Source organism: Pseudomonas sp. GZD-222 (assembly GCF_049310525.1).
GTDB lineage: Bacteria > Pseudomonadota > Gammaproteobacteria > Pseudomonadales > Pseudomonadaceae > Aquipseudomonas.
This window is the reverse complement of the sequence record NZ_JBMOWO010000078.1, coordinates 67,905-91,390: the sequence shown is the minus strand read 5'-3', so window position 1 is coordinate 91,390 and position 23,486 is coordinate 67,905. Positions and strand designations below refer to the sequence as shown.

Annotated in this window: 21 protein-coding genes; 8 read left to right on the top strand and 13 right to left on the bottom strand. The window is 64.0% G+C overall.

The window, feature by feature from the left end; all coding sequences use genetic code 11:
• The first annotated feature begins 77 nt into the window (after positions 1-77).
• Positions 78-2,042 (top strand): alkyl/aryl-sulfatase, encoded by a 1,965-nt coding sequence (locus tag ACO6VD_RS14890; RefSeq protein WP_422420085.1) that lies wholly within the window; start codon positions 78-80, stop codon positions 2,040-2,042.
• A gap of 53 nt (positions 2,043-2,095) precedes the next feature.
• Here ACO6VD_RS14890 and ACO6VD_RS14885 read toward each other — a convergent pair whose 3' ends face one another.
• The 3 genes from ACO6VD_RS14885 to ACO6VD_RS14875 all read right to left on the bottom strand — a co-directional run bounded on the left by ACO6VD_RS14885 (position 2,096) and on the right by ACO6VD_RS14875 (position 6,219).
• Positions 2,096-3,433, bottom strand: a complete 1,338-nt coding sequence (locus ACO6VD_RS14885; protein ID WP_422420083.1) for a DUF1329 domain-containing protein — start codon at positions 3,431-3,433, stop codon at positions 2,096-2,098.
• A 14-nt stretch (positions 3,434-3,447) separates the two neighbouring features.
• On the bottom strand, positions 3,448-5,259 hold the full coding sequence (locus ACO6VD_RS14880; RefSeq protein WP_422420082.1) for a DUF1302 domain-containing protein: 1,812 nt from the start codon (positions 5,257-5,259) through the stop codon (positions 3,448-3,450).
• 111 nt (positions 5,260-5,370) lie between these two features.
• Positions 5,371-6,219 (bottom strand): helix-turn-helix domain-containing protein, encoded by an 849-nt coding sequence (locus tag ACO6VD_RS14875; RefSeq protein ID WP_422420080.1) that lies wholly within the window; start codon positions 6,217-6,219, stop codon positions 5,371-5,373.
• A gap of 97 nt (positions 6,220-6,316) precedes the next feature.
• Between ACO6VD_RS14875 and ACO6VD_RS14870 the strand changes: the two genes are divergently transcribed.
• The gene (locus ACO6VD_RS14870) at positions 6,317-7,237 is read left to right on the top strand and encodes a LysR family transcriptional regulator (protein ID WP_422420078.1); all 921 of its coding nucleotides are present in this window, start codon (positions 6,317-6,319) and stop codon (positions 7,235-7,237) included.
• Positions 7,234-8,244, top strand: a complete 1,011-nt coding sequence (locus ACO6VD_RS14865) for an AraC family transcriptional regulator ligand-binding domain-containing protein (protein WP_422420076.1) — start codon at positions 7,234-7,236, stop codon at positions 8,242-8,244. The genes ACO6VD_RS14870 and ACO6VD_RS14865 overlap by 4 nt, the downstream gene beginning before the upstream one ends.
• A gap of 20 nt (positions 8,245-8,264) precedes the next feature.
• Here the strand turns inward: ACO6VD_RS14865 and ACO6VD_RS14860 are convergent, their stop codons facing one another.
• The 5 genes from ACO6VD_RS14860 to ACO6VD_RS14840 all read right to left on the bottom strand — a co-directional run bounded on the left by ACO6VD_RS14860 (position 8,265) and on the right by ACO6VD_RS14840 (position 13,677).
• Positions 8,265-8,720 (bottom strand): acyl-CoA thioesterase, encoded by a 456-nt coding sequence (locus tag ACO6VD_RS14860; RefSeq protein ID WP_422420075.1) that lies wholly within the window; start codon positions 8,718-8,720, stop codon positions 8,265-8,267.
• The gene (locus tag ACO6VD_RS14855) at positions 8,717-9,904 is read right to left on the bottom strand and encodes a 3-hydroxyacyl-CoA dehydrogenase NAD-binding domain-containing protein (RefSeq protein ID WP_422420249.1); all 1,188 of its coding nucleotides are present in this window, start codon (positions 9,902-9,904) and stop codon (positions 8,717-8,719) included. Before ACO6VD_RS14855 ends, ACO6VD_RS14860 begins: the two co-directional genes overlap by 4 nt.
• Before the next feature lie 177 nt (positions 9,905-10,081).
• Complete coding sequence (locus tag ACO6VD_RS14850) at positions 10,082-11,104, bottom strand: histone deacetylase family protein (RefSeq protein ID WP_422420073.1); 1,023 nt, start codon at positions 11,102-11,104, stop codon at positions 10,082-10,084.
• A 10-nt stretch (positions 11,105-11,114) separates the two neighbouring features.
• On the bottom strand, positions 11,115-12,344 hold the full coding sequence (locus tag ACO6VD_RS14845; protein WP_422420071.1) for a Zn-dependent hydrolase: 1,230 nt from the start codon (positions 12,342-12,344) through the stop codon (positions 11,115-11,117).
• A 28-nt stretch (positions 12,345-12,372) separates the two neighbouring features.
• Positions 12,373-13,677: an MFS transporter gene (locus tag ACO6VD_RS14840; RefSeq protein WP_422420069.1), complete on the bottom strand. Its 1,305-nt coding sequence runs from the start codon at positions 13,675-13,677 to the stop codon at positions 12,373-12,375.
• Between the two features lie 167 nt (positions 13,678-13,844).
• Between ACO6VD_RS14840 and ACO6VD_RS14835 the strand changes: the two genes are divergently transcribed.
• Positions 13,845-14,780 carry a LysR family transcriptional regulator gene (locus ACO6VD_RS14835; protein WP_422420068.1) on the top strand — a complete coding sequence of 312 codons (936 nt, stop codon included), beginning with the start codon at positions 13,845-13,847 and terminating at the stop codon, positions 14,778-14,780.
• Positions 14,781-14,817: 37 nt separating this feature from the next.
• Here ACO6VD_RS14835 and ACO6VD_RS14830 read toward each other — a convergent pair whose 3' ends face one another.
• The 4 genes from ACO6VD_RS14830 to lexA are packed head-to-tail and all read right to left on the bottom strand — an operon-like array spanning position 14,818 to position 20,560.
• Positions 14,818-17,925, bottom strand: coding sequence for an error-prone DNA polymerase (locus tag ACO6VD_RS14830; RefSeq protein ID WP_422420066.1), 3,108 nt, complete (start codon positions 17,923-17,925; stop codon positions 14,818-14,820).
• On the bottom strand, positions 17,901-19,316 hold the full coding sequence (locus ACO6VD_RS14825; protein ID WP_422420064.1) for a Y-family DNA polymerase: 1,416 nt from the start codon (positions 19,314-19,316) through the stop codon (positions 17,901-17,903). Before ACO6VD_RS14825 ends, ACO6VD_RS14830 begins: the two co-directional genes overlap by 25 nt.
• A gap of 6 nt (positions 19,317-19,322) precedes the next feature.
• On the bottom strand, positions 19,323-19,940 hold the full coding sequence (gene imuA / locus ACO6VD_RS14820; protein ID WP_422420062.1) for a translesion DNA synthesis-associated protein ImuA: 618 nt from the start codon (positions 19,938-19,940) through the stop codon (positions 19,323-19,325).
• Positions 19,940-20,560 carry a transcriptional repressor LexA gene (gene lexA, locus ACO6VD_RS14815; protein ID WP_422420060.1) on the bottom strand — a complete coding sequence of 207 codons (621 nt, stop codon included), beginning with the start codon at positions 20,558-20,560 and terminating at the stop codon, positions 19,940-19,942. Before lexA ends, imuA begins: the two co-directional genes overlap by 1 nt.
• A 77-nt stretch (positions 20,561-20,637) precedes the next feature.
• Here lexA and ACO6VD_RS14810 point away from each other — a divergent pair, with 77 nt between their 5' ends.
• Complete coding sequence (locus ACO6VD_RS14810) at positions 20,638-21,321, top strand: HAD family hydrolase (protein WP_422420058.1); 684 nt, start codon at positions 20,638-20,640, stop codon at positions 21,319-21,321.
• A gap of 41 nt (positions 21,322-21,362) precedes the next feature.
• Here the strand turns inward: ACO6VD_RS14810 and ACO6VD_RS14805 are convergent, their stop codons facing one another.
• A complete protein-coding gene (locus tag ACO6VD_RS14805) occupies positions 21,363-21,713 on the bottom strand; it encodes a hypothetical protein (RefSeq protein WP_422420056.1) in 351 nt (116 codons plus the stop codon).
• Positions 21,714-21,873: 160 nt separating this feature from the next.
• On the opposite strand from ACO6VD_RS14805, the gene ACO6VD_RS14800 reads away from it, so the two are divergent.
• From ACO6VD_RS14800 to ACO6VD_RS14790, 3 genes are read left to right on the top strand one after another with little or no spacing between them, the layout of a single operon-like run.
• Positions 21,874-22,176 carry a DUF1883 domain-containing protein gene (locus ACO6VD_RS14800; protein WP_038612501.1) on the top strand — a complete coding sequence of 101 codons (303 nt, stop codon included), beginning with the start codon at positions 21,874-21,876 and terminating at the stop codon, positions 22,174-22,176.
• Between the two features lie 3 nt (positions 22,177-22,179).
• A complete protein-coding gene (locus ACO6VD_RS14795; RefSeq protein WP_400170643.1) occupies positions 22,180-22,350 on the top strand; it encodes a hypothetical protein in 171 nt (56 codons plus the stop codon).
• A 28-nt stretch (positions 22,351-22,378) separates the two neighbouring features.
• Positions 22,379-23,452 carry an NAD(P)H-dependent flavin oxidoreductase gene (locus ACO6VD_RS14790; protein WP_422420053.1) on the top strand — a complete coding sequence of 358 codons (1,074 nt, stop codon included), beginning with the start codon at positions 22,379-22,381 and terminating at the stop codon, positions 23,450-23,452.
• Positions 23,453-23,486 lie beyond the last annotated feature (34 nt).

Here is a 23,486-nt window from a genome sequence, read left to right as displayed (position 1 = left end):
TGACGGCTTGTCGAGCAGCGCAAGCCGGGCCTTAACCTCGGGGGGGTGTGCCATAACGACAAGAAAACGGAGACACCATGCCCCTTCCCACCCCGTTCCCACGCAAGCACCTGGCGAGCCTGATCGCCCTCGCCTGCCTAAGCCAATCGGTGTACGCCGAGCCTGCCAGCGAACAAACCCGTGCCAACAACGCCGCCATGCTCGAACAGCGGCCGTTCAGCAATGATGCCGACTACGCCGCCGTCAGTCGCGGGCTGATCGCGCCGTTCAAGGGGCAAGTGCTAGATGCCAACGGCAAGCCGATCTGGAGCCTGGCCAGTTATGAGTTTCTCAAGCACAAAGACAGTCCCGCCACCGTCAACCCCAGCCTCTGGCGCATGGCGCAGCTGAACAACCATGCCGGGTTGTTCGAAGTGGTGCCCGGGCTGTACCAGGTGCGCGGCCTGGACCTGGCCAACATGACCATCATTGAAGGCGACCAGGGGCTGATCATCATCGATCCGCTGACCACCGCCGAAACCGCCCGTGCCGCGCTCGACCTGTACTACCAGAACCGTGCACGCAAACCGGTGGTGGCGGTGATCTACAGCCATACCCATACCGACCACTTCGGCGGCGTACGCGGCGTGATCGACGAGGCCGACGTCAACGCCGGCAAGGTCAAGGTGTTCGCCCCCAGCGGGTTCATGGAACACGTGATGAGCGAGAACGTTTATGCCGGCAACGCCATGAGCCGCCGCGCCCAATACCAGTTCGGCCTGTACCTGCCGCGCGGTGACCAGGGCCAGGTCGACGCCGCCATCGGCAAGGCCGTAGCCATCGGTGGCAGCATTACCCTGATTGCGCCCACCGACCTGATCGACAAGCCGATCGAGACCCGCCGCATCGCCGGTATCGATGTCGAGTTCCAGCTCACCCCTGGCACCGAAGCCCCTTCGGAAATGAACTTCTACCTGCCGCAGTTCAAGGCCCTGGGCATTGCCGAAAACGCTTCGCAAACCATGCACAACATCCTCACCCCGCGTGGTGCCCAGGTGCGCGATGCCAAGGCCTGGTCGCAGTACCTCGATGCCAGCCTGAGCCATTACGGCGACAAGACCGAGGTGCTGTTCGGCCAGCACAACTGGCCGACCTGGGGCGCGGAATCGGTGCGTACCTTGCTCGCTGATCAACGCGACATGTATGCCTTTCTCAACGACCGCACCCTGCACCTGCTCAACCAGGGCCTGACGCCGATGGAAATCGCCCAGAACATGCAGAAACTGCCGGGCGAGCTGCAGAACAAGTGGTACACCCAAGGCTATTACGGCTCGCTGAGCCACAACTCGCGTGCGGTGTACCAGCGTTACATGGGCTTTTACGACGGTAACCCGGCCAACCTCAACCCGCTGCCGCCGGTGGAGAGCGCACGGCTGACCGTTGAGGCCATGGGCGGTAGCGAAGCGGTACTGGGCAAGGTTCGCGCCGCCATGGACAAAGGTGAGTACCGCTGGGCCGCACAACTGGGTAACCAATTGCTGTTCGCCGAGCCCGACAATGCCAAGGCACGCACCATCCAGGCCGAAGCCCTGGAGCAGCTGGGTTATCAGAGCGAGAACGCCAACTGGCGCAACATCTACCTGACCGGCGCCATGGAACTGCGCAACGGCGTGCCGACCCAGGTGGGCAGCTCGGTGTCAGTAGACATGGTGCGCGCCCTGACCCCGCAGATGTTCTTCGACTTCATGGCAGTGCGCGTGGATGTCGACAAGGCGGTCGGCCATGACATGAACCTCAACTGGCACTTCACCGACCCCGACCTGGCCTTCAACCTGACCCTGCGCAACGGCGTGCTGACTCACCGCGAAGGCCTCAACCCCAAGGCTGATGCGGGCCTGAGCATGAGCAAGGCGACCCTGGAACAGATCAGCCTCAAACAGCTGGATTTCCCCACGGCGATGCAAAAAGGCTTGATCAAGGTCGAAGGCGACGGCAAGAAAATCGCCGCGTTGCTGGGCACCCTCGACACCTTCAGCCCGCAGTTCAATATCGTTACGCCGTAAACCGCTTGCGGGCGTTGCTGGCCTTATCGCCGGCAACGCCCGCAGGGCTTGTGTTACTTGGCCCAGCGCCGCAACTCCGAAGGTGTGTAGTCGTCGGTTTTCGCCGTGAAGCCTACCCGCATCGGGGTTTTCTCTTCGTTGCTCAAACCACCGGCGTAATAGCGGCCCGAAATCAGGTCGTAGGAAGTTTCCAGCACGTTGTAGGTGAAATCATGATCGTAGTGCTGGATCGCGTGCAGCTCCGAACTGCGCCACAACTCGCCACGGCTGTCGTACTGATCGACCTGCGCAATTTGCCAGCTGTCTTCATCCACGTAGAAACGCCGTTTGTTGTAGATATGCCGGGCGCCGGGTTTGAGCGTGGCTTCAACCACCCAGACCCGATGCTTCTCATAGCGGGTATAGGCCGGGTTGATGTGGTTGGGTTTGACCAGTTCGTCGAGTTTCAACGCCCGGCTGCCGAGGCGGTAACTGTTATAGGGAATGTACAGTTCCTGCTTGCCGATCAGCTTCCAGTCGAAGCGGTCCGGCGCGCCGTTGAAACCGTCGATGTTATCGGCGGTGATCAGGCCATTGCTGTAACGGGCACTGTTGTCATAGGCCAACATCGGCGCGCGGCGCACCCGCCGCTGGGCAGGCAGGTACTGCCAGGCTGATCGCGGCTCAACCACCTGGTCGACCGGCTCATGCACCAGCACGGTCTCTCCCGCCAGGCGCGCCGGCTCCAGCACCCGGCTTTTGAACATGAACAGCACGTTGGCCTTGGGTTCAAGGCCGTTGATTGCTTCGGCGAAGCTGACCAGTGACTGGGCGCGGATATAGCTGACCGCGCCATTCTCGCGCACCAGGGCAATGCTGCTCAGACGCTCGTAGCTGCCACCGCGCCAGCGACTCATATGGTTCCACATCACCTCCATGCCTTCGGTCGGCAGCGGGAACGGGATGCCGCGGGTGTAGTCATGCAGGCCGTTGCCACCATCGGCCAGGGTGGTCTTGCTGGCGTTGCTGCGGCTGTCAGCAAGAACTTCTGCCGGCAGTCGGGCACTGCGATGACTGGGGTAGACCGGCATCTGGAAACTGGCCGGGTAGCGTTTGAACATCGCCACCTGGCCAGGGCTGAGCGCGGCCTGGTACTGCGCAAGGTTCTGCGCCGTGATGGTGAACAACGGCTTGTCGCTAGCGAACGGATCACTGTAGCCGCCGTTGCCATCGACGCTGCCGGCGCGCTGGTCGAGGCCGCCGGTCCAGGCCGGAATGCTGCCGTCGGCATTGCCGGCGCGCTCCGAGCCCATGGGCGTGAGGGTCTTGTCCAGGGCGCCAAGGTCATCGCTCTTGGCCAGGACGCAGGTGCTGACACAGGTCAGGGCCAGTAACAGGGGATGAATACGCATTTTTAGTGTTCTCCTTAGAAATCAACCTTGAAACTGACCGAGGCGAAGTCGCGGTCATCCAGGGTGCTGTAGTCGTTGGAGCCGAAGAAGGCGTTGTAGGCCAGCTCGACGCTGTAGTCGTTGAGGTAGTTGGCGGTCAGGCTCAAACCCAAGGCCTGCTGCCCTTCCTGGAACGGCCCGAGCGGGTCATAGGAGTAACCCTCGAGGTCATGACGCCAGTTGACCGCAGGGATCAGGTTGATCCCGGGCAGCACGTCGCTGTACTCAAGGCTTGCGCGCAGGCGGTAGCCCCAGGACCAGTCGGTAGCAAAGCCCTTGTCGGTGCAGTAGCGGTTGGTCACCCCGGACGCCACGGTGTTGCAGGGGTTGCCATTGCGCGGCGCACTGCGGCCGAAGGCGGCGTTGCGACCCAGACGCTCATCGCCCAGCCCCTCGATATGCACCACGCCGACTTCGCCGAACAGGCTCAGGCGCGTCGCGCCGAGCACGTTGTCGATGGCCTGGGTGGCCGAACCGGTCCATTGCCACACGCCCTTGCGCTGCCAGCCATCGAGTCGATCACCGGCGCGATTGTTAAAACCTGCGGGCAATTCGACCCAGGAGCTGCCCGCCGCGCCAGAGACCACCGCCGTGGTGACGTCGGGTGCATTGAGGGCCAGCGGTAGGTTTGGCCGGTAACTCAGCTCGGTGGCCAGGGATATACCGCTGTAGGGTTCCACGGCGGTCAGGCTCAGCCCGTACAGGCGGATGTTTTCCGGGAACGCGGCGGCATAGCTCGGCCCCTGTCCGCCGCCGGGGAAGTTGCCCGGCAAGCGGGTGTTGCGCGCATCCAGGGTCAGGTACGGCAGGCGCGAGTGGTAGTTGATGAAGTACAGCGCCGCCTCGGCATCGTTGAGCGCCGGCAGCATCTGACGCAGGGCGAAGCCGAACTGGCCGCTGTCCGAAGGCGACTCGTTACCCCGTGAACTGGCAAACAGGCCACTGGCTTGCATCTGCTGATCAGTCAGCACCTGGCTCAGGTACAAAGGTCCACAGCCGGGCTGGATCACATCACTGCTGGCAAAGAAGGTCCCGCAGCCGTCGAGCACGCTGGGCCGCCAGTTGTACTGGTAGAAACCTTCAAGGTTGGTGGTGTCGGAGATGCCGAAACTGAACGACAGCATCTCCACCGGCAACTGGCCTTCCTTGATCTCGACTCCGGGGCGGTTGAAGGCGGTGATATCCAGCGGGTTGATGACGTTGATGCCGTTCTGGATCAACAAGGCCTCGCCCCACGACAGCACTTGCTTGCCGAGTTTGACATTGAGCGGATGACCAGCCACTTCCAGGTCCTTCCACAGGTAGGCATCCAGCGCTTCGAAACCCTGGAATTTGGCCAGATCGTCCCAGCCACTGTCATCGAAGTCCTTGAAGCGACCGTCGCGGGTTTCATAGGCGTGGTCATACCAGTATTTCAGACGCAGGAACGCTCCCTGCCCCTGGCCATCCACACTGAAGTCGGTGAGGCCTTTGAAGGTCTGTGAGATCGGGTCGCCCTTTTTGAAGTTGAGGCGGTTGTCATCGGCGCTGACACTGCTGCCATCAGCGCTGACGCCCTGGGCCTGCAAGGCGTTGGCGCGGGTCATCAGATGCCGGTCGGGGCTTTGGGTCGACCAGCTGCTGCCCAGGCTCAGGGTGCTTCGGGTGGTAAAGCTCCAGTCTTCATTGATATCGAACGTGGTCGCCTGGGCAGGCGCGACGACCGCCGCCAGCATTGCCAGGATCAACGGTGAGCGGCCACCGCTGTCCAGGCGCAGGCCCGCCCGGGTTGAGCTTATTGTTGTCATTATCGAGCTCCAGTTGGATTACGCAGCTCGATCAAGATGCCCAAGCAACCGCCGCCAGGCACAAGCGGCGCACGACAAAAAATGATCATGCGCAAGCAACCGCTGCTGGCGTTACAGCACATGCAAAGCGTTCAGGCGAAACTGTTTAGGCGTGACCCCGAACTGCTTGCGAAAGGCCCGGATGAAGTTGCTCGGCTGCCGGTAACCGAGGCGCTCGGCGATGCGCTCGATAGGCTGGTCGCCCGCGCTCAGCCAGTGCCGGGCCAGTTGCAGGCTGTCCTTGCGCCCACCGTCATCGGCCGCCCCCTGCCACTGGCGCAGCATGCTCTGGTGCAGGAAGGCATTGGCCCCGGGTAGCGCCAGGTCCAGCGCCTGCGGCGTCAGTTGCAGGTTCAGCCATTGGCCCTCGGAGGTCGCCACGCCCCAGCCGTGTAACCAGGGTCCCGCCGCTTGCCCGGCCAACAGGCTTACATGGCTGAACAGGCTGGCGGGTGGCTTGCCGGCACGCCGGGCACTGTTGCGCACCAGGCTCAGTGCCGCGGCGTCGAGCATGTAGTAATGCGGCGGGTGCTGATAACGGCGCACCTGCAACTGTGCCTGGCCTGCGTCCTCTTCCAGACTGACCCGTATGCAGTTGGTCACCAGCGGCAGGTAACGGATAAAACACTCAAGGCTGGCACGTACCGTGGCGGCTGAATCGAGGAGGATGTTAAGCCCCTGCAACGAGTGAGTAGCCATGCCCGGCACCAGCTCACAGCCAAAGTCGCGTCCGGCACCGGCTGCCTCACATTCCCCAAGAAACTGCTCGACCAGCAGCGCCGGGACCCTGCCGTGCCCTTCGAGCCAGGCCGGTTCAATGCCGGCACGCTGCATCAGCAGGTCGACCGGCAAACCACAGCCCTGGGCATGAGCCACCAGGGTACGGGTGAAAGCACTGGAAACGAAGGCTGCAGCAAGCATGACAGGTCGCAGAAAAAGGGCAGGACTAGACTTATGCCAGTCGCTACACTATCGATCAAATGCATAAAAAACATCTGCAACATGCAAGAGGTGCATGGTGGACCTTCGTCAACTCCGTCACTTTGTAGCCTTGGCCGATTACCGTGGTTTTGTCCGCGCCGCCGACGCCGTCAATCTCAGTCAGCCGGCCTTCAGCCGCAGTATCCAGACCCTGGAGCGCGACCTCGACTGCGTGCTGGTCGAGCGCGGCAGCCGTGATTTCCGCCTGACCGGCCAGGGCCAGCTGGTGCTGCAACATGCCCGGCGCCTGCTGGCCGGCAGCCAGAACCTGCACAGCGAGCTGTTGCAGTACAACGGCCTGGAAGGTGGCGAGCTGAACTTCGGCAGCGGCCCCTATCCGGCCCAATTGCTGGTGCCCGAGGCGCTGGCACAGTTCATCCACGACCACCCGCTGGTGCGCACCCGCTTTCACCAGGGTGATTGGGAGCAACTGGGGATCTGGCTGAAGGAGCAGCAGATCGAATTTCTGGTCGCCGACTCGCGCTACTTCAAGGACGATCCGCGTTATCAGGTGCAGGTCCTGCGACCACGGCGCGGGCGCTTCTTCTGCCGCGCCGGGCACCCGCTGGCCGACGGCGGGCTGCTCAAGCTCAGCGCCCTGCTCGACTACCCGATTGCCGGCACGCGCATCCCGCCCATGATCCGCAAGATCCTCGCCCGCGCCCAGGGCACAGAGGACTTTGTCACCAGCGTAGAGTGCGCCCAGTTCGATGCGATCCGCCGGGTAGTCATGCGTTCGGATGCCATCGGCCTGGCCACTGCCGAGGCGCTGTGCGAGCGCGTCGACGCCGGAGAGGTTCACCTGCTCAGCTTCGTTGACCTGGACGCCACCAACCCCGACCTGCAGCTGCAATACGGCATCGTCAGCCGGGCCGGCAGCAGCCTGACGCCCGCGGCGCAGGCTATGATCGAAGCCATTCTCAAGGTGGATCAACACTTGCTGATGGAGCGCTCATGACCCCTGCGCCCGCCAATGCTTTCTATGCCCCGACCCTGCTGCCGGCCATTGAGGAACTGCAGTCGCGCGGTGTCGACCAGGCCCTGATTGAAGCCGTGTTTCGCCGCAGCCTGTTCGAGTTGCGCACACCTTTTCTGCGTGTGCCGCTGTTACTGTCGCGACGCTTCTGGACCCTGGCCCTGGCAGAAACCACCGACCCGCTGATCGGCCTGGCCGCCGGCCGGCGTTTCGTCTCCACCGCCACCAATGGCCTGACCTACCTGTTCGATGTCGCGGCGTCACTGGACAGCGCCTGCGCCTTTTTCGTCGAATACTTTCCGTTTTTCAACGGTCATTTCCGCGCGCGCATCGAGCGCAGCGAGCAGCAGGTCACCCTGCGCCTGGAAGATTGCGGCAGTCTCAAAGCCAGCGCGCCGATCACCGATTACATGCTCACCAGCATCTGCAGCCTGCTGCGCCGCAAGCTGCTGGCCAGCGGTCTGGACCAGGATCCGATCATCGCCATCGAGCTGGCCCACCCGGCGCCGGCCGATACCGGCGCGCACCCACAGGCCTGGCGCGCGCCGGTCAGCTGGGGGCATGGCGAGCATGGCATCCACCTAGACCCGCAGCTATTCACACAAACGCTCACTCCCGGAAACCAGGCGCTGGAGCAGATGCTGGTGGGCCTGCTGCAACAAACCCAGCGCAACAGCCAGCCGACCTTGCTGGAACTGGCCAGCGATCACCTCGCCGTGCACTTGGCCGATGCTGAGCGCTGGCCGCTGTTCTGCAGCCGCCAGCACTTGCTCGAACGCACCGCAGCCCGGCGCCTGAAGGCACTGGGCTGGAGTTTTTCGGAGCTGCTTGACGAGTACCGCCGCTACCGCGCCGAAGACCTCCTGCAGGGCAGTCCCCTGGAGCTGGTGCAGATCGCTGACCAGCTTGGTTACAGCGACGTGCAAAGCTTTCACCGTGCCTGCCTGCGTTGGTTCGACTGCGCCCCAGGCGCTTACCGCGGGCGCTGAGGGGAAAACACGCCCGCGAATCAGTCAGCGCAAAGACGGCTCAAGGCCAAACGCATCGCGTGGGGAATTGGCACCGGCCGGTTGCTGGCGCGCTCGACGAAGACGTGGACAACCCGTCCCACCGCACAGGCCTGCTGCTCTCCGGCCTTGAAAATGCCCAGAGCGTAGTGCACCGAACTGTTGCCCAGCTTGCTCACTGCAAGACCGACCTCGATGTGCTCAGGATACGCAACGGAGGCAAAGTAGTCGCAGCTGGAGTTGACCACATAGGCGATCACCTCGCCGTGGTGAATGTCCAGGCCACCGCTGTCGACCAGGTAGCGGTTCACCGCACTGTCGAAGAAGCTGTAGTAGACGACATTGTTGACGTGGCCATACAGGTCGTTGTCGTGCCAGCGCGTGGAGATCGGCTGGAAATGGCCAAAGGCTTCACGCTGTGGTTGGCTGATGGCATCCCGCACTGCCCGATCGTTCATACCCGGCCCTGCTGTACGTCGGCAAAGCCTTTGCCAGCGGCCACCAACCGTTTAATCAGGGCTGCGGCTTGCCAATGCTCACCGAGCCTGCCGCGCAAATCCTCCAGGCGCGCCTGGATAGACGCCAGGCCCTGGGCATCGGCCCAGCTCAGCGGCCCGCCGACTGCCGCCGGAAAGCCATAACCATTGAGGTAGACCAGGTCAACGTCACGGCTGTTGGCCGCGATGTTTTCCTCGAGAATCTTCGTCCCTTCGTTGACCAGCGCCAGCAGGCAGCGCTCGACGATTTCCTGGTCGCTGATCAGCCGGCGGCGATAGCCGAGGTCATTGGCAATTTGCGCGACCAGGGCATCGACTGCAGCATCGTGGCAAGCTTCGCGGCTGCCTGCGGCATAGTGGTAATAGCCTTGGCCGGCCTTCTGGCCAAAGCGTCCCAACTCGCACAAGGCGTTGTCGACCTGCACCAGCGGATTGTCCATCCCCTGCCCGGCCAAGGTGCGGGCACGCCATTCGAGATCGACACCGACCACGTCGTACATGCGAAAGGGCCCCATGGCAAAACCAAAGGCCTGCAAAGCAGTGTCCACCTGCTGCGGCATGGCGCCTTCGAGAAGCATCTTGCGCGCTTCATTGGCGTAGGTCTTGAGCATGCGGTTGCCGATGAAGCCCGGGCAGTTGCCGGCCACCACCGCCACCTTGCCCAGACGCTGACCCAGTTGCCGGGCAGTGTCGAGCACGGACAGCGAGGTCTGCGCGCCGCGAACGATTTCCAGCAGTTTCATGATGTGTGCCGGGCTGAAGAAGTGCAGCCCCAGTACCTGCGCGGGGCGGCGGGTGGCGCTGGCAATGGCATCGATGTCCAGCGCCGAGGTGTTGCTGGCCAGAATCGCATCGGGCTTGAGGGTGCTGTCCAGGGTGCGGAAGATCTCCTGCTTGAGCGCCAGATTCTCGTACACCGCTTCGATCACCAGGTCGACATCGGCCAGCGCCGCGTAGCTGTCCACCGCCTGCACCAGGGCCAGGCTCTGCTCGGCCTGGGCGGTACTGATGCGGCCCTTGACCACCTGCTGGGCCCAGAACTCGGCCGCCATTTCCAGGCCGGCATTGAGCATTTGCGCATTGGTGTCCAGCCACAACACCGGAATACCGGCGTTGGCCAGGCTGATGACAATGCCCCGGCCCATGGTTCCGGCCCCTACCACCGCAGCCTGTCGTACTTCGAATCCATTGCTCACAGCGGCACTCCCAAATCGAAAAGAAGGATTGCCGACACCCTAAGCAGCCGCCAACTATTTGAGAAATTTCATTTTCATATGCGTGATATTTGCGTAGCGAATATCAGCAACCTTGACCTCCGTCCGCTAGCGCCAGTCTTGCGCAGTGGCAAAGAACGCCCGCGCATTGTCCTCCAGGCTTTCCAGGTGGTACCCGCCTTCCTGCACGATCAGGCACGGCACACCGAGGCTGCGAATACGCTCGCCCAAGGCCGCAAAACCTTCGCGGGTAACGGCCACTTTGCTTTGCGGGTCCAGTTCATAGATGTCGAAGCCCAGCGACAGTACCAACACCTCGGCGCCGAAGTCTTGCACCGCCGCCAACGCAACTTCCAACTGCCCGAGAAAGTCCGCTTCGCTGGCGCCATGGGCCATCGGCAGGTTGAGGTTGTAACCCTGTCCTGCACCGCTACCGCACTCGTCGGCAAAGCCGGCCACGCCGGGGTAGAAGTTGGTCGGGTCGCCGTGCACCGAGACGTACAGCACATCGTCACGGTCGTAGAAGATTTCCTGGATGCCCTGGCCGTGGTGCATGTCGGTATCGAGCACCGCCACGCGGCTGAAGCGCTCACGCAGCACCTGAGCGGCAATCGCGGCGTTGTTCAGGTAGCAGAAGCCGCCCGCCGCTTCGGCGCGGGCATGGTGCCCCGGTGGACGGCACAGGGCGTAGGCCGCCGGCTCGCCATCGAGCAACGCCCTGGCCCCGGCCACCGCGCTTTGCGCCGACCAGTAGGCCGAGCGCCAGGTCAGTTCACCCACCGGGCAGCTGCCATCGGCCAGATAGCGGGCGGCCTGGGCGAGGATGCCGCGCAAGGCATTGGGCTCGCGCACGAAGATGTTCGACATCACTTCATCGCCCCAGTTTTCGGGGATTTCCGTCCAGCGCTGATGCGCCTCTTGCAGAAATGTCAGGTACGGTGCGCCATGCACGGCCAGCAGTGGTTGCAGGCCGGCGTCCTCCGGATGGGCGATGTCAAAACCAAGATTCTTCGCCGCCTGCAACAGATTGCGGGCACGCTCGGGCACTTCCTGAGGGAAGCGCATCTGGCCGCGGGAGTAGTAGCTGCGCGGATGATGCAGGAGCTGTTCGGGGTGGAAGTAGCAACGCATGGGCTTCTCCTTATGCAACGCGGCCGGCGCGGGCCAGCACGGCGTTGAGCAGTACATCGGCGCCTTGGCGCACGTCTTCGGGCAACACGTCTTCAGCCTCGTTGTGGCTCAAACCCGCAACGCAGGGGATGAATACCATCGCCGTCGGGCAATAGCGCGCCAGCAGGATCGCATCGTGGCCAGCGCCGCTGACAATCGATTGCTGGGCGTAACCCAGGCCATCCACCGCCGCCTGCACCGCCGCGACACAGTCGGCATCGAACGGCGTCGCCGGGCTCACCCAGTGACGGCTGATGCTGACCTTCAGGTCGCGCTGGGCGGCAATGGCTTGCAGGCGCTTGGTGACCTGCTGCTCCATGTCGTTGATGGCGCTGTCGAGGTGATGACGCAGGTCGACGGTGAACTGCAACAGCCCGGGAATGGTGTTGCGCGAAGACTTGCTGATGCTCAGCTCGCCCACCGTGGTCAGGCCCTGCGGGGCAAAATCGCTGGCCAGTTGTTCAATCGCCTGGATCATCGGCGCGGCGCCGTAGAGGGCATCCTTGCGCAATGGCATAGGCGTGGTGCCAGCATGGGCGGCCATGCCTTCGACCTGCACATCGAGCCAGCGGATCGCCTGGCCACCACTGACCACGCCAATGCTCTTGGCGTTGTCTTCTAGAATCGGGCCCTGCTCGATATGCGCTTCGAAGTACGCATCCACCGCACCACCCAGCGGTCGCTGACCAGCGAACCCCGTGCGCTGCAGCGCCTCGGCGACGCTGATGCCGTCGGCATCGCGCACCGCCAGGGCGTCCTCAAGCTTCATGCTGCCGGTAAACACCGCCGAGCCGAACATCGCCGGGGTGAAGCGGGCGCCTTCTTCGTTGGTCCACACCGCCACTTCCAGCGGCTTGCGTGTCTGGATCTGCAAGTCATTGAGGCAGCGCACCACTTCCAGCCCGGCGAGTACACCGTAGACACCGTCGAAGCGCCCACCTTCCGGCTGGGTATCGAGGTGACTGCCAATCATCACTGGGGCGGCCTCAGGATCGGCACCGGGGCGACGGGCAAACAGATTGCCAATGGCGTCGACACTCAGGGTCATGCCCGCCTCGCGGCACCAGTGGGCGAACAGTTCGCGGCCCGCCTTGTCTTCTTCACTCAGGGCCAGGCGGCAACTGCCACCCCGGGCCGTTGCCCCGACTTCAGCCATGGCCATCAGGCTCGCCCACAGGCGTTCGCCGTTGCTTTTCAACATCGCAACTACTCCAGTATTCGTTAACAAATCAGGCCATTTCCAGACGATGTGCAGCGGCATGGCGACGCGCCAAGGCCAGCACGCAGAGCAACGAGATCGCCGCAATCACGCTGTAGAACAGCGCCATCGGCCACCACTGGCCAATAAATTTGTGCGCCAGCCAGGTGCCTACCAGCGGCGTCAGGCCGCCAGCGATCGCCCCACAGACCTGGTACGCCATGGAGATCGCGGTGTAGCGCACGCGGGTCTCGAACATGCCGCTGACATAACCTGCGATCACCGCATAGAACGACGCCATACACACCACCGCCAGGGCAATACCGACAATGATCAGGGGTGCCTGGCCAGAGCTGACCAGCACGAACATCGGATAAGGCGAAGCCATGGCCAGCAGCGACACCAGGCAGAGGAAACGCGTTGCACCGATTTTCTCGGCCACCCAAGCCGCCAGGGGCTGGATACAGAACTGGATGATCGCCACTACAAACAGGCACTCCAGAATCAGTGAGCGTGGCAGCTCCAACTGCTGGGTGCTGTAGGCGATCATGAAGGTGTTGGTGAAATACACCCCGGCGATGCCCAGGGTATTGGCGCCAATGCACAGCAGCAGCGGACGCCAGGCGGTACGCAGCACTTCCATCACCGGCGCCTGCTCTTTGCGCTTGGCCTTGCTCGCCTGCTCGCGGCTGGCGAGAAACTCCGGCGACTCATTCACGCCCAGGCGAATGGCCAGGCCCACCAGCAGCAACAGTGCGCTGGCCAGGAACGGCAAGCGCCAGCCCCAGCTCATCAGGTCTTCTTCGGGCAAACGCGTCACCGCGCTGAACGCCAGCAGCGACAGAATCAGGCCCGCCGGGCTACCCAACTGGGCAAAGGAAGCAAAGAAGTTGCGCCGGCCCTTGGGCGCATGCTCCCCGGCCATCAACACCGCCCCGCCCCACTCGCCGCCGACGGCGATGCCCTGGACGATGCGCAGGAGAATCAGCAATACCGGCGCAGCAGCACCTATCTGCGCGTAAGTCGGCAACAGGCCGATGCACACCGTGACCACACCCATCATCACCAGGGTAATCACCAGGGACTTCTTGCGCCCGATACGGTCACCGATATGACCAAAGACGATGCCCCCCAGGGGCCTGGCGAAAAAGCCCACGGCGAAGGTGCCGAAGGCGGCCATGGTGCTGAACAGTTTGTCGTCGGAGGGGAAGAACAAGGCGCCGAACACCAGTGCGGCGGCAGTGGCGTAGATGTAGAAGTCATACCACTCGATCATGGTGCCGATAAAGGCGGCAGCGGCAGCCCGGCGTGGCTGGGGCGAAGCGGAAGGCTTCATGGGTCAGGCTCCTTTGATTATTTTTCTGGCAGGAGGTAACGGTGCGTCCGGGCGTTCTGGTGACGCCTGTAGGAATGATTTTTTGTCCCGGGGCTATGATTAGTCAATTTTCTATTTATTATTCACACTATTAGCCGCCCTTATAGTGACACCGTAGAGCCCCGCCCATGCCAGACCGCCTGCTCAACGATCGCCTTGACTGGAACCTGCTGCGCACCTTTCGGGTGATCGGCCAGGAACTCAGCATCAGCCGCGCTGCCGCGCGTCTGCACCTGACCCAACCGGCCGTCAGCCAGGCCCTCAAACGCCTGGAGGAGCAGCTTGGCCGGCAACTGATCGCCCGCCGCGGCCCACGCTTTGCCCTGACCGAAGTGGGCGAGCAGATCTTCCACCTGGCCGGGGAAATCTACGGGCAGATGTCCCAGCTCAGCGGCGTACTGGAACAGCCGGCCGATGAGGTGATCGGCAAGGTGCGCCTGCTGATGATCAGCCGGATCGTCTGCGACGGCTTCGACAGCTTCCTCGCCGATTTTCATCGCCAGCATCCGCGGGTGGATCTTGAGATCGACGTGATGCGCAGCTCCGATATCGTCAGCGCCCTGCAGGAAAAAACTGCGACCCTGGGCCTGAGCCTCAACCGCCGCCCGCAGCCGCGGCTGGAGCAGCGACTGTTCTTGCGCCAGCGCTATGCCTTTTACTGCGGTAAACCTCATGGCCTGTACGGCAAACAGGACGTCGCCGAGGGTGACCTGCAACGCGAGAATTTTGTCAGCTTCACCAGCGACCAGATCGGCGGCATGCTCTCGCCGCTAACCATTTTCCGCGACCAGCAAGGTTTCAGCGGACGCATCGTGGCCTCATCACCGAGCCTGGAAGAAGTGCGGCGTCTGGTGATTGCCGGGTTTGGCATTGGCTGCCTGCCGGCCCACGTGGTGGCTGCGGATGTCGAGGCCGGGTTGCTCTGGCAACTGCCGCCACATGACGGGATCGCCGATGTCGACATTCATCTGTTGTGGAACCGCGAACAACGGATGAGCCGCGCAGAGTCGCTGTTCATCGAAGCGTTGCAGGTAGGAGCGGGCTTGCCCCGCGATGCGTCGTAACTGACACACCTCAATCGCAAGGCACGTCGAGTCTCGCCTAATGGAAATCCCGGCTGCGCACATCCAGCCCCTGCAATAGCGGGCTGAGGTCTTCCAGGCGCTGGGCGATCAAGTGGCGCACCCCGCTTTCACTCTCAAGCCGGCCACTCACCCGCAACAGCTGTGAGCCCACCAGGGCCCGGCGCTGACGCTCCGCCAGGTCGCGCCAGACCACCACATTGACATTGCCGAACTCATCTTCAAGGGTGACGAAGGTCACCCCGCTGGCAGTCCCCGGACGCTGGCGGCCGGTCACCAGGCCCGCGACACTGACCTTGTCGCCATGCTCGGCGCCCTCCAGCGCCTGTGAGCTGCGACAGCCCAGGGCATCAAGACGGCGGCGCAGCAAGGTCAGCGGGTGCGGCCCGAGGGTGGTACCGACACTGGCATAGTCGGCGAACAGGTCTTCAGCGATCGACGGCCGGGGCAAGTCCACCGGCGCTTCCTGTGGCGCTTCGAGCCCGGCGAACAACGGCAACTGCGCCTGCACCGCCGCCACGCTCCAACGCGCCCGGTAGCGATCACTGGCCAGCCCGCGCAAGGCCCCGGCATCGGCCAGCAGTTCACGTGCCCGGGCATCGAGCTGCGCCCGCAGGCAGAGGTCACTGACATCCCGCCAAGCGGCCGCAGCCCTGGCCTGCTCGATGCGCCGGGCATCCTCCTGACGAAACCCGCGAATCTGCCGCAACCCCAAACGAATGGCCAGGGCCTGCCCTGACCCCGGCTCCAGGCTGCAATCCCAGTCGCTGTGACAGGCATCCACCGGGCGAATCTCGATACGGTGGCGGCGGGCATCCTGCAGAATCTGGTCAGGACTGTAGAAGCCCATCGGCCAGCTGTTGATCAGCGCACAGGCATAGATCGCCGGTTCATGGCACTTGAGCCAGCAACTGGCATAGGTCAGCAAGGCGAAGCTGGCAGCATGCGACTCGGGAAAGCCATAACTGCCAAAGCCCTTGATCTGTTCGAAGATGCGCTCGGCAAATTCGCTGCTGTAGCCGTTAGCGAGCATGCCGCTAATCAGCCGTTCGCGGTGCGGCTCCAGGCCGCCATGACGCTTCCAGGCCGCCATGGCCCGACGCAACTGATCCGCCTCGCCCGCCGAATAGCCACCGGCGACCATGGCCAGCTCCATCACCTGCTCCTGGAACAGCGGCACGCCCAAGGTGCGTTCGAACACCTTCTGCAACGCCGGCGATGGATAGGTCACAGGTTCCAGGCCCTGACGCCTGCGCAAATAGGGATGGACCATGTCACCCTGGATCGGCCCGGGGCGGACGATCGCCACCTCGATCACCAGGTCGTAGAAGTTCTTCGGTTTGAGCCGCGGCAACATGGCCATCTGCGCGCGCGACTCGATCTGGAACACCCCGACGGTGTCGGCGCGGCCGATCATTTCATAGGTGGCCGCACACTCGGCGGGGATCGTCGCCAGGGTCAGCTGACGCCCGCGATGGCGGTACAAGAGATCGAAACAGCGGCGCAAGGCACTGAGCATGCCCAGGGCGAGAATATCGACCTTGAGCAGACCGACCAGGTCGAGGTCGTCCTTGTCCCACTGGATCACCGTGCGCCCCTCCATCGCGGCGTTCTCCACCGGCACCAGGCTGTCCAGCGGCTGCTCGGAAATCACGAAGCCGCCCGGGTGCTGGGACAGGTGCCGGGGGAAGCCAATCAGTTCGCCGGTCAGCGCCAGCACCCGCCGCAGCAAGGGGCTGTCGGGGTCAAAACCGCCTTCACGAAGTTGCTCGGGGGGTGGCAGGCGATCGCTCCAGCGCCCGCAACAGTCCGCCAGGGCGTTGATCTGCGCCACCGGCAAGCCCAACACGCGAGCAATGTCACGCACCGCGCCGGCGGCATGGTAGGTGCTGGCCACGGCGGTCAAGGCCGCGCGGTGGCGACCGTAGCGACTGAACACGTATTGCAGGACTTCTTCACGGCGCTCGTGTTCGAAGTCGACGTCAATGTCCGGGGGCTCATCGCGCTCGCGGGAGAGGAACCGCTCGAACAGCAGGTGGCTGTGCATCGGGTCCAGCTCGGTGATGCCCAGCACGTAACACACCACCGAGTTGGCCGCCGAACCGCGTCCCTGGCAGAGAATGCCCTGGCCACGGGCAAAGTTGACGATGTCGTGAACGGTAAGAAAATAGCTTTCGTAGTTCAGCTCGGCAATCAGCTCAAGCTCATGCGCCAGGGCCAGGCGCGCCTTCTCTTCGATACCTGCGGGCCAGCGCCAGCGCTGCCCCTGTTCGCACAAATGGCGCAGCCAGGCGCTGGCCGTCTGCCCCTCTGGCACCAGCTCGCGCGGGTACTGGTAGCGCAACTGGCTGAGGTCGAAGCGGCAACGGGCGGCGATGCGCAGGGTTTCATCGAGCAGGGCCGGCGGGTACAGCTCGGCCAGTTGCGTCAGTGGCCGCAGATGGCGCTCGCCGTTGGCGAACAGCCGCTGCCCGGCCTCGGCCACCGTGCAGTGATGACGGATCGCCGTCATGCTGTCCTGCAGGGCGCGCCGCCCACGGGCATGCATGTGCACATCGCCCGCGGCCACGGCAGGAAGCGCCAGGGACGCGGCCAGCGCCAGCAACTGTTGCAGGCGCAGCCCATCGTCAGCCCCACGGTGCAGCTCCACGGCCAGCCACAGGCGCTCGACAAAATGCTCGCGCAGCCAGTGGCCGACAGCCAGGTCCTGGTCACTTTCATCAGGCACCCACAGGGCCAGCAAGCCCTCCAGCGGCACCTCGAAGTCTTCGCGCTGCAGTTGGTAGGCGCCCTTCTGCGCCCGTCGCCGGCCCAGGGTGATAAGCCGGCACAGGTGCTGGTAACCAGCAAGGTTCTCCGCCAGCAGTACCAGCTTGGGCCCCTCGTGCAGGCGTACTTCGCTGCCGACAATCAACGGCAGATCCACCGCCTTGGCCGCCTGCCAGGCCCGGACGATTCCGGCCAGGCTGCACTCGTCAGTGATCGCCAGCGCCTGGTAGCCCTGCTGGCGAGCACGACGGAACAGCTCCTGGGCGCTGGAGGCACCGCGCTGGAAGCTGAAGTTCGACAGGCAGTGCAGCTCGGCGTAAGGCGCTGGCGTGCTCATGCGAACCAGCCCTGCAGCCACAGCGGCCCCTCTTCACCGAGATTACGGTAGGCCCAGGCGTACAGCCCGGTCGGCGTCTGCACCCGGTAGTAATCGCGGCGCACATCGCCGCCATCCCACCAGCCGGATTCGATCCGTTCGGCGCCGGTCAGCAGTTGCACGCCCACTCCCGGCAAGGCCTGCGGCTCGGCCAGCAACCAGCCCGGACGCAGCGCCGCGGGGGCCGTCGGCGCCAACCTGGCAGCGGGGTCCAGGCGCCAGGCGCATTCCGGGCGATGATCGGCCCGGGCCGAGAGACTGTGCACCGCGGTGTCGCCCAGGCGCGCGCGCAGGCGTTCGCGTAATTGCTCCCAGGGCTGGTTCTGCTGCGGACGTGGGTCGAACAGCTCGCGATGCTGCGGCACAAAGGCCGGCAGGTCTTCGGTTTGCAGACGCAGATTGCGCACCGGCGCCCTCAATTGCAGCTGTTCAAGGCGCCCTCGGGCCAGTTCGAACAGCATCAACGGATCACGCTCGACGGCCAGCAGGCCAACAGCTACGCAGGTGTCGGCGCCCTCGGCGTGCTCCAGGTGCAGGGTAAAACGTTGCACGCCACTGTCGCGTCCGGCCAGGAACGCGGTCAGATCGTTGATCAGCCGGCGCAGGGGAAAGAGCAAGGCCTGGTGCGACTCGACATCGAAATTCAACTCCAGGCGCAGATCGAAGCGATCCGGCGGCAGGTAAAAGGACAAGGCCATGGGGCGTAACCCCAGCAGGCGGTCCAGGTGCAGTTGCACCGCAGCGGCAAAGCGCCGGGCCAGGGCCTCGCGGGGCAGCGCCATGACCTGGCCGAGCCGGCGCAGGCCCATGCGGGTGAAGGCGCTGGCCGCCTCTGCCGGCAGGCCGACACGCTCGATGGGCATCTGCTCAAGGGCAGCGCGCGTCTGTTCTGGACAGGCGAGCGCCAGACCATCGTGGCAGTTGGCGAGCATGCGCGCGGCGACCGGGTTGCTGGCCAGGACAATGCGGTGGCGAAACCCCAGGGCGCTCAGCTCCGCGCGCAAGCGTGCTTCAAAGGCAGGCCAGGGGCCAAACAGGCCGAGGCTGGACTCGACTTCCAGCAACAGCACCCGTGGGTACTGCAGGCTGACCTGGGAACTGAAGCGGTAAGCCCAGGCCGCCAGCAGTTGCTCAAGCGCCTCGATGGCGGCCGGGTCATGGTCGACGCAGGTGAAGTTGCCCGCCAGTGCCTGGGCGCTGGTCAACGCCTGTCCGGCGCGCAGCCCCAGGGCCGCCGCCGCGGCGTTGACTGCCTGCAGCACCCGGCGCTGGGGCGGACCACTGAGCAGTACCAGTGGGGTGTCGGGGTCGGCGCGCCCACGCTGCACGGCGTCGAGTGCCAGCTGTGGCAGCAGGATACAGGCCCAGAGCATGATCCATCAGCCTCGCCCGGCACAGGCGATGGGCATTGACGGCGCCAGACCGCCGCGGCATTTGAGCACCCGCCATTGGGCCGGTTGGGCATCGATGGCAATGCGCAACGCCGCCGGTGAAGGGTTCAAGGCTGCCTGCAGCGGGCGCAAGGCAAAGGCCAGGGTCTGGCCGCTTTCAGCCGCCACCTGCAAACGCCGCAAGGAGCGGTCATCGGCCTTGTGCGGCCAGCACAGCACAGCACCGCAACTGCCCGAACGCAGGCATTGCTCGGCAGCCCAGAGCACCTCGTCCGCTGCCGTCTCGACCAGGGTCAGCCACTGCAGGTCGACCCCGGCAGCCTGCCAGGCGGGCGCGTAAGGAATAAAGGGCGGCGCCACCAGCACCACCCGCTCGCCACTGGCGGTCAGGCGGGCCAGGCTGGGCCAGAGCAAGTGCAGCTCGCCACAGCCCTGCGCGGCCAGCAATAGTTCAGTGAGCGCAGCGGGTGGCCAGCCGCCCCCCGGCAGTGCCCGGTCCAGCGCGGCATGGCCGCTAGGCTGCAGGCCCTGAGCCTGAAGCTGAGGGCGCCCCTTCCAGACCCGGCGCTGGTCGAGCAGGCCATCAAGGCTGACTACGGCGCCCATCAGCCGCGCCTCACCAGACCGCAGAACACGCCCTCGATGACAAAGTCCTGGCCAGGGCCGACCTCGATCGGGGCATACGCCGGGTTGCGCGGCAGCAGGCGGTACTGCTGGGCGCTGACCCGCTCGAAGCGCTTGATGGTCACCTCGCCATCGAGGCGGGCGACGATGATCTGCCCGTCACGGGCTTCGGCCTGCTGCTTGATGCCAACCAGATCGCCGTCGAGGATGCCGTCATCGAGCATCGAGTCACCGCGCACCTTGAGCAGGTAGTCGGGTGAACGGCTGAACAACTGGGCGTCGAGCATCAACTGCTCGTGGATATCGACGTCCGGGCCAATGGGTCGCCCTGCGGCCACTTGCCCCAGCACCGGAATCTCCAGCACCTCGGGCCGACGCAGGGCCCCGGCCAGACGAATGCCCCGGGCCTGGTTGCGGGTGACCTCGATGAAGCCGGCCTCGGCCAGGGCCTGGATATGCTTGCGCGCCACGCTGCGCGAAGCAAACCCGAAGGCGGTGGCGATGTCGGCCAGGCTCGGTGGCTGGCCATGCTCGGCAATACGCTCACGAATAAAAGTGAGGATGGCACTGCGTTTGGGCGATAGTCTGTTCATGGAGTACATTTGTACTCTTTTCGGCGCGAACTGACCAGCCCCTGTGATCGGGTTATGATGAGCGGCCACCGCTGCGGATACCTGGAATGCTTGAAGCCTTGCTGTTTGACCTCGACGGTACCCTGACCGATACCGACAAACTCCACCTGCTGGCCATGCAACAGTTGTTGCTGGAAGAAGGCCGGGTATTGACCGAGGCGGAGTTCGACGCCCACGTCAGCGGCCGGGCCAACGCCGATCTGTGCCGCTACCTGTTCCCCGATCGCCCGCTGGCCGAGCACCAGGATTTCGCCGACCGCAAGGAAGCCCGTTTTCGTGCCCTGTCGCCGACACTGCAGCCCACCGCCGGACTGATCCGCTTGCTGGGGCATGCCGAACAGGCCGGTATCGGCATGGCCGTGGTGACCAATGCCCCACGGGCCAATGCCGTACACATGCTCAATGCCATGGGTCTGGGCGAGCGTTTCGAACATGTGCTGGTGGCAGAAGAGCTACCCCGGGCGAAACCGGATCCGCTGCCCTACCTCACCGGTCTTGAATGCCTGCAGGCAAAGGCCGGTCATGCCCTGGCATTCGAGGACTCGGTCCCGGGGGTGACAGCCGCCAGCCGCGCGGGGATCTTCACCGTTGACCTGTCCACCAGTCAGGCGCCCGAGGCGCTGCTCGCTGCAGGAGCGCATCTGGTGGTCGCGGATTTCGAGGATCCGCGGTTGTGGGCGTTGATTGGGCTAATGAGCGGGGCAAGCCCGCTCCCACAGGGAGGTCGCTGAGTCGGTGGGAGCGGGCTTGCCCCGCGATGGCATCAACAGACTCATCCGGAGATGCAGCGCGTCGCCGCAGTCTTCACGTCACCCAGGCGCAGCGGGAAGTTGTTCAGGCGCTCATACAGCTTGATGCTGCTGCCACTTCCGCGCTCGTTGATGTCGACCAGGGCTGCGGGCCCTGCACCGACCTTTTGCGGCACGACCAGGCGCAGGCCATCGTGGCGCGACTCCACTTCCAGGGGCCCCCGGGTTTCAGCCAACTGTTGCTGTACGCAGGTGGCGTACTCCTGAGGTTTTTTGCCGGAAATCACGTTCAATGTTTCCGGCGAGCTTTCAAGCTCGGACACGCTGACACAACCACCCAGCGTAACTGCCAACGCTGCAACAACCCACTTCATCAAGCTACACCTCCACCACGGAAAAAGACTCTGACCGCGCCCAGACCATTTTGCTCCCTTGATTGGCAGATTTATCCTGGGTCAGGCACGAAGGGCGACAGTGTAACCGTTGATCATGGTATCGTTTTGATTTGCCCAAAGATCCATTGCGGAGAGCAACATGAAATTCGTACACCAGCGCGAACACCTCAATGAAGACGACATTGTCGTCATCGAGTGTTCCCAGCGCTGCAACATCCGCCTGATGAACGACGCCAACTTCCGCAGCTTCAAGAATGGCGGGCGCCACACCTACCACGGCGGCGCTTTCGTCGACTTCCCGGCGAAGATCACTGTGCCCAGCACCGGCTTCTGGAACATCACTATCGATACCGTTGGCCCGCGTGCATTGTCGGCCGTCACCAAGCCGACCTTCACCCACAAGATCAAGTTCATCCGCCGTTCGTCGTCGAAACTGAGATAAGCCATGAGCCAGACCACCAAGTACGTCATCAAGTACAAGATCGACGGCGAGCGTCGTTTCGACTTCGCCCAGTTGAACAGCGATGCCCCTGAAGAAGTGCAAGCCGCCCTCGAGAAGCTCCATGGTGAAGACGCGAAAAAAATCACCGACATCAAGGTGAGCAAAGCCCTGTAAGGGTCATACCGCACAAGGAATCCCAGGCATGAGCCACTGGCCGGACCCCCGTCTCCTCGATCTGTTAGGTATCGAACTGCCGATCCTTCAGGCGCCCATGGCCGGTTCCACCGGCTCGGCCATGGCCATTGCCGTCAGCAATGCCGGCGGCCTGGGATCGCTGCCCTGCGCGACCTTGAGCCTGGAGCAGATCCGCGCCGAGCTGCAGGCCTTCAAGCAGGCCAGCAACGGCCCGCTCAACGTCAATTTCTTCTGCCACCAGCCTCCGCAGCCCGACCCGGCCGGCGATGCAGCCTGGAAACAAGCGCTCAAACCTTACTATGACGAGCTGGGCGCCGACTACGACGCACCGACGCCGGTGTCCAACCGCGCACCGTTCGACGACGCCAGCTGCCAACTGATCGAAGCATTCAAGCCCGCCGTGGTCAGCTTCCACTTCGGCCTGCCCGAGGCCAGCCTGCTGGCACGGGTCAAGGCCAGCGGGGCGAAGGTGCTGTCCAGCGCCACCACCGTGGACGAAGCTATCTGGCTGGAGCAGCACGGCTGCGACGCGATCATTGCCATGGGTTATGAAGCCGGAGGCCATCGCGGGATGTTCCTGAGCACTGACCTCAACACTCAGGTCGGCACCCTGGCACTGGTGCCGCAGGTGGTCGATGCGGTGAAGGTGCCAGTGATCGCCGCAGGCGGCATCGGCGACCATCGCGGTATCGTTGCCGCCCTGGCCCTGGGTGCTTCGGCGGTGCAACTGGGCACCGCTTACCTGCTGTGCCCCGAGGCCAAGATCTCCGCTGCCCACCGCCAGGCGCTGAGCAGCGCCAAGGACAGCGACACGGCCCTGACCAACATATTTACTGGCCGCCCGGCCCGCGGCATCACTACCCGGATCATGCGTGAGCTGGGGCCGGTCAGCACCCTGGCGCCGCGCTTCCCCCTGGCTGGCGGCGCCCTGATGCCCTTGCGCGCGATTAGCGAGCCTGCCGGCAGCAGCGACTTCAGCAACCTCTGGGCTGGTCAGGCGGCGCGTCTGACCCGGGCATTCCCCGCCGGCGAGCTGACGCGCAACCTGGCGGAAAAAGCCCTGGCGCAACTACGGGGTTAAAGCAGTGCTTTCCGTTTGTCGGGAAATCGCTATA

Bases quoted from the DNA above. Each gene is read 5' to 3' on its own strand.
- ACO6VD_RS14890 (WP_422420085.1), top strand. From the start codon at position 78: ATGCCCCTTCCCACCCCGTTCCCACGCAAGCACCTGGCGAGCCTGATC.
- ACO6VD_RS14885 (WP_422420083.1), bottom strand. From the start codon at position 3,433: ATGCGTATTCATCCCCTGTTACTGGCCCTGACCTGTGTCAGCACCTGC.
- ACO6VD_RS14880 (WP_422420082.1), bottom strand. From the start codon at position 5,259: ATGACAACAATAAGCTCAACCCGGGCGGGCCTGCGCCTGGACAGCGGT.
- ACO6VD_RS14875 (WP_422420080.1), bottom strand. From the start codon at position 6,219: ATGCTTGCTGCAGCCTTCGTTTCCAGTGCTTTCACCCGTACCCTGGTG.
- ACO6VD_RS14865 (WP_422420076.1), top strand. From the start codon at position 7,234: ATGACCCCTGCGCCCGCCAATGCTTTCTATGCCCCGACCCTGCTGCCG.
- ACO6VD_RS14860 (WP_422420075.1), bottom strand. From the start codon at position 8,720: ATGAACGATCGGGCAGTGCGGGATGCCATCAGCCAACCACAGCGTGAA.
- ACO6VD_RS14855 (WP_422420249.1), bottom strand. From the start codon at position 9,904: ATGGGCCGGGGCATTGTCATCAGCCTGGCCAACGCCGGTATTCCGGTG.
- ACO6VD_RS14850 (WP_422420073.1), bottom strand. From the start codon at position 11,104: ATGCGTTGCTACTTCCACCCCGAACAGCTCCTGCATCATCCGCGCAGC.
- ACO6VD_RS14845 (WP_422420071.1), bottom strand. From the start codon at position 12,344: ATGTTGAAAAGCAACGGCGAACGCCTGTGGGCGAGCCTGATGGCCATG.
- ACO6VD_RS14840 (WP_422420069.1), bottom strand. From the start codon at position 13,677: ATGAAGCCTTCCGCTTCGCCCCAGCCACGCCGGGCTGCCGCTGCCGCC.
- ACO6VD_RS14835 (WP_422420068.1), top strand. From the start codon at position 13,845: ATGCCAGACCGCCTGCTCAACGATCGCCTTGACTGGAACCTGCTGCGC.
- ACO6VD_RS14825 (WP_422420064.1), bottom strand. From the start codon at position 19,316: ATGCTCTGGGCCTGTATCCTGCTGCCACAGCTGGCACTCGACGCCGTG.
- imuA (WP_422420062.1), bottom strand. From the start codon at position 19,940: ATGGGCGCCGTAGTCAGCCTTGATGGCCTGCTCGACCAGCGCCGGGTC.
- lexA (WP_422420060.1), bottom strand. From the start codon at position 20,560: ATGTACTCCATGAACAGACTATCGCCCAAACGCAGTGCCATCCTCACT.
- ACO6VD_RS14810 (WP_422420058.1), top strand. From the start codon at position 20,638: ATGCTTGAAGCCTTGCTGTTTGACCTCGACGGTACCCTGACCGATACC.
- ACO6VD_RS14805 (WP_422420056.1), bottom strand. From the start codon at position 21,713: ATGAAGTGGGTTGTTGCAGCGTTGGCAGTTACGCTGGGTGGTTGTGTC.
- ACO6VD_RS14800 (WP_038612501.1), top strand. From the start codon at position 21,874: ATGAAATTCGTACACCAGCGCGAACACCTCAATGAAGACGACATTGTC.
- ACO6VD_RS14795 (WP_400170643.1), top strand. From the start codon at position 22,180: ATGAGCCAGACCACCAAGTACGTCATCAAGTACAAGATCGACGGCGAG.
- ACO6VD_RS14790 (WP_422420053.1), top strand. From the start codon at position 22,379: ATGAGCCACTGGCCGGACCCCCGTCTCCTCGATCTGTTAGGTATCGAA.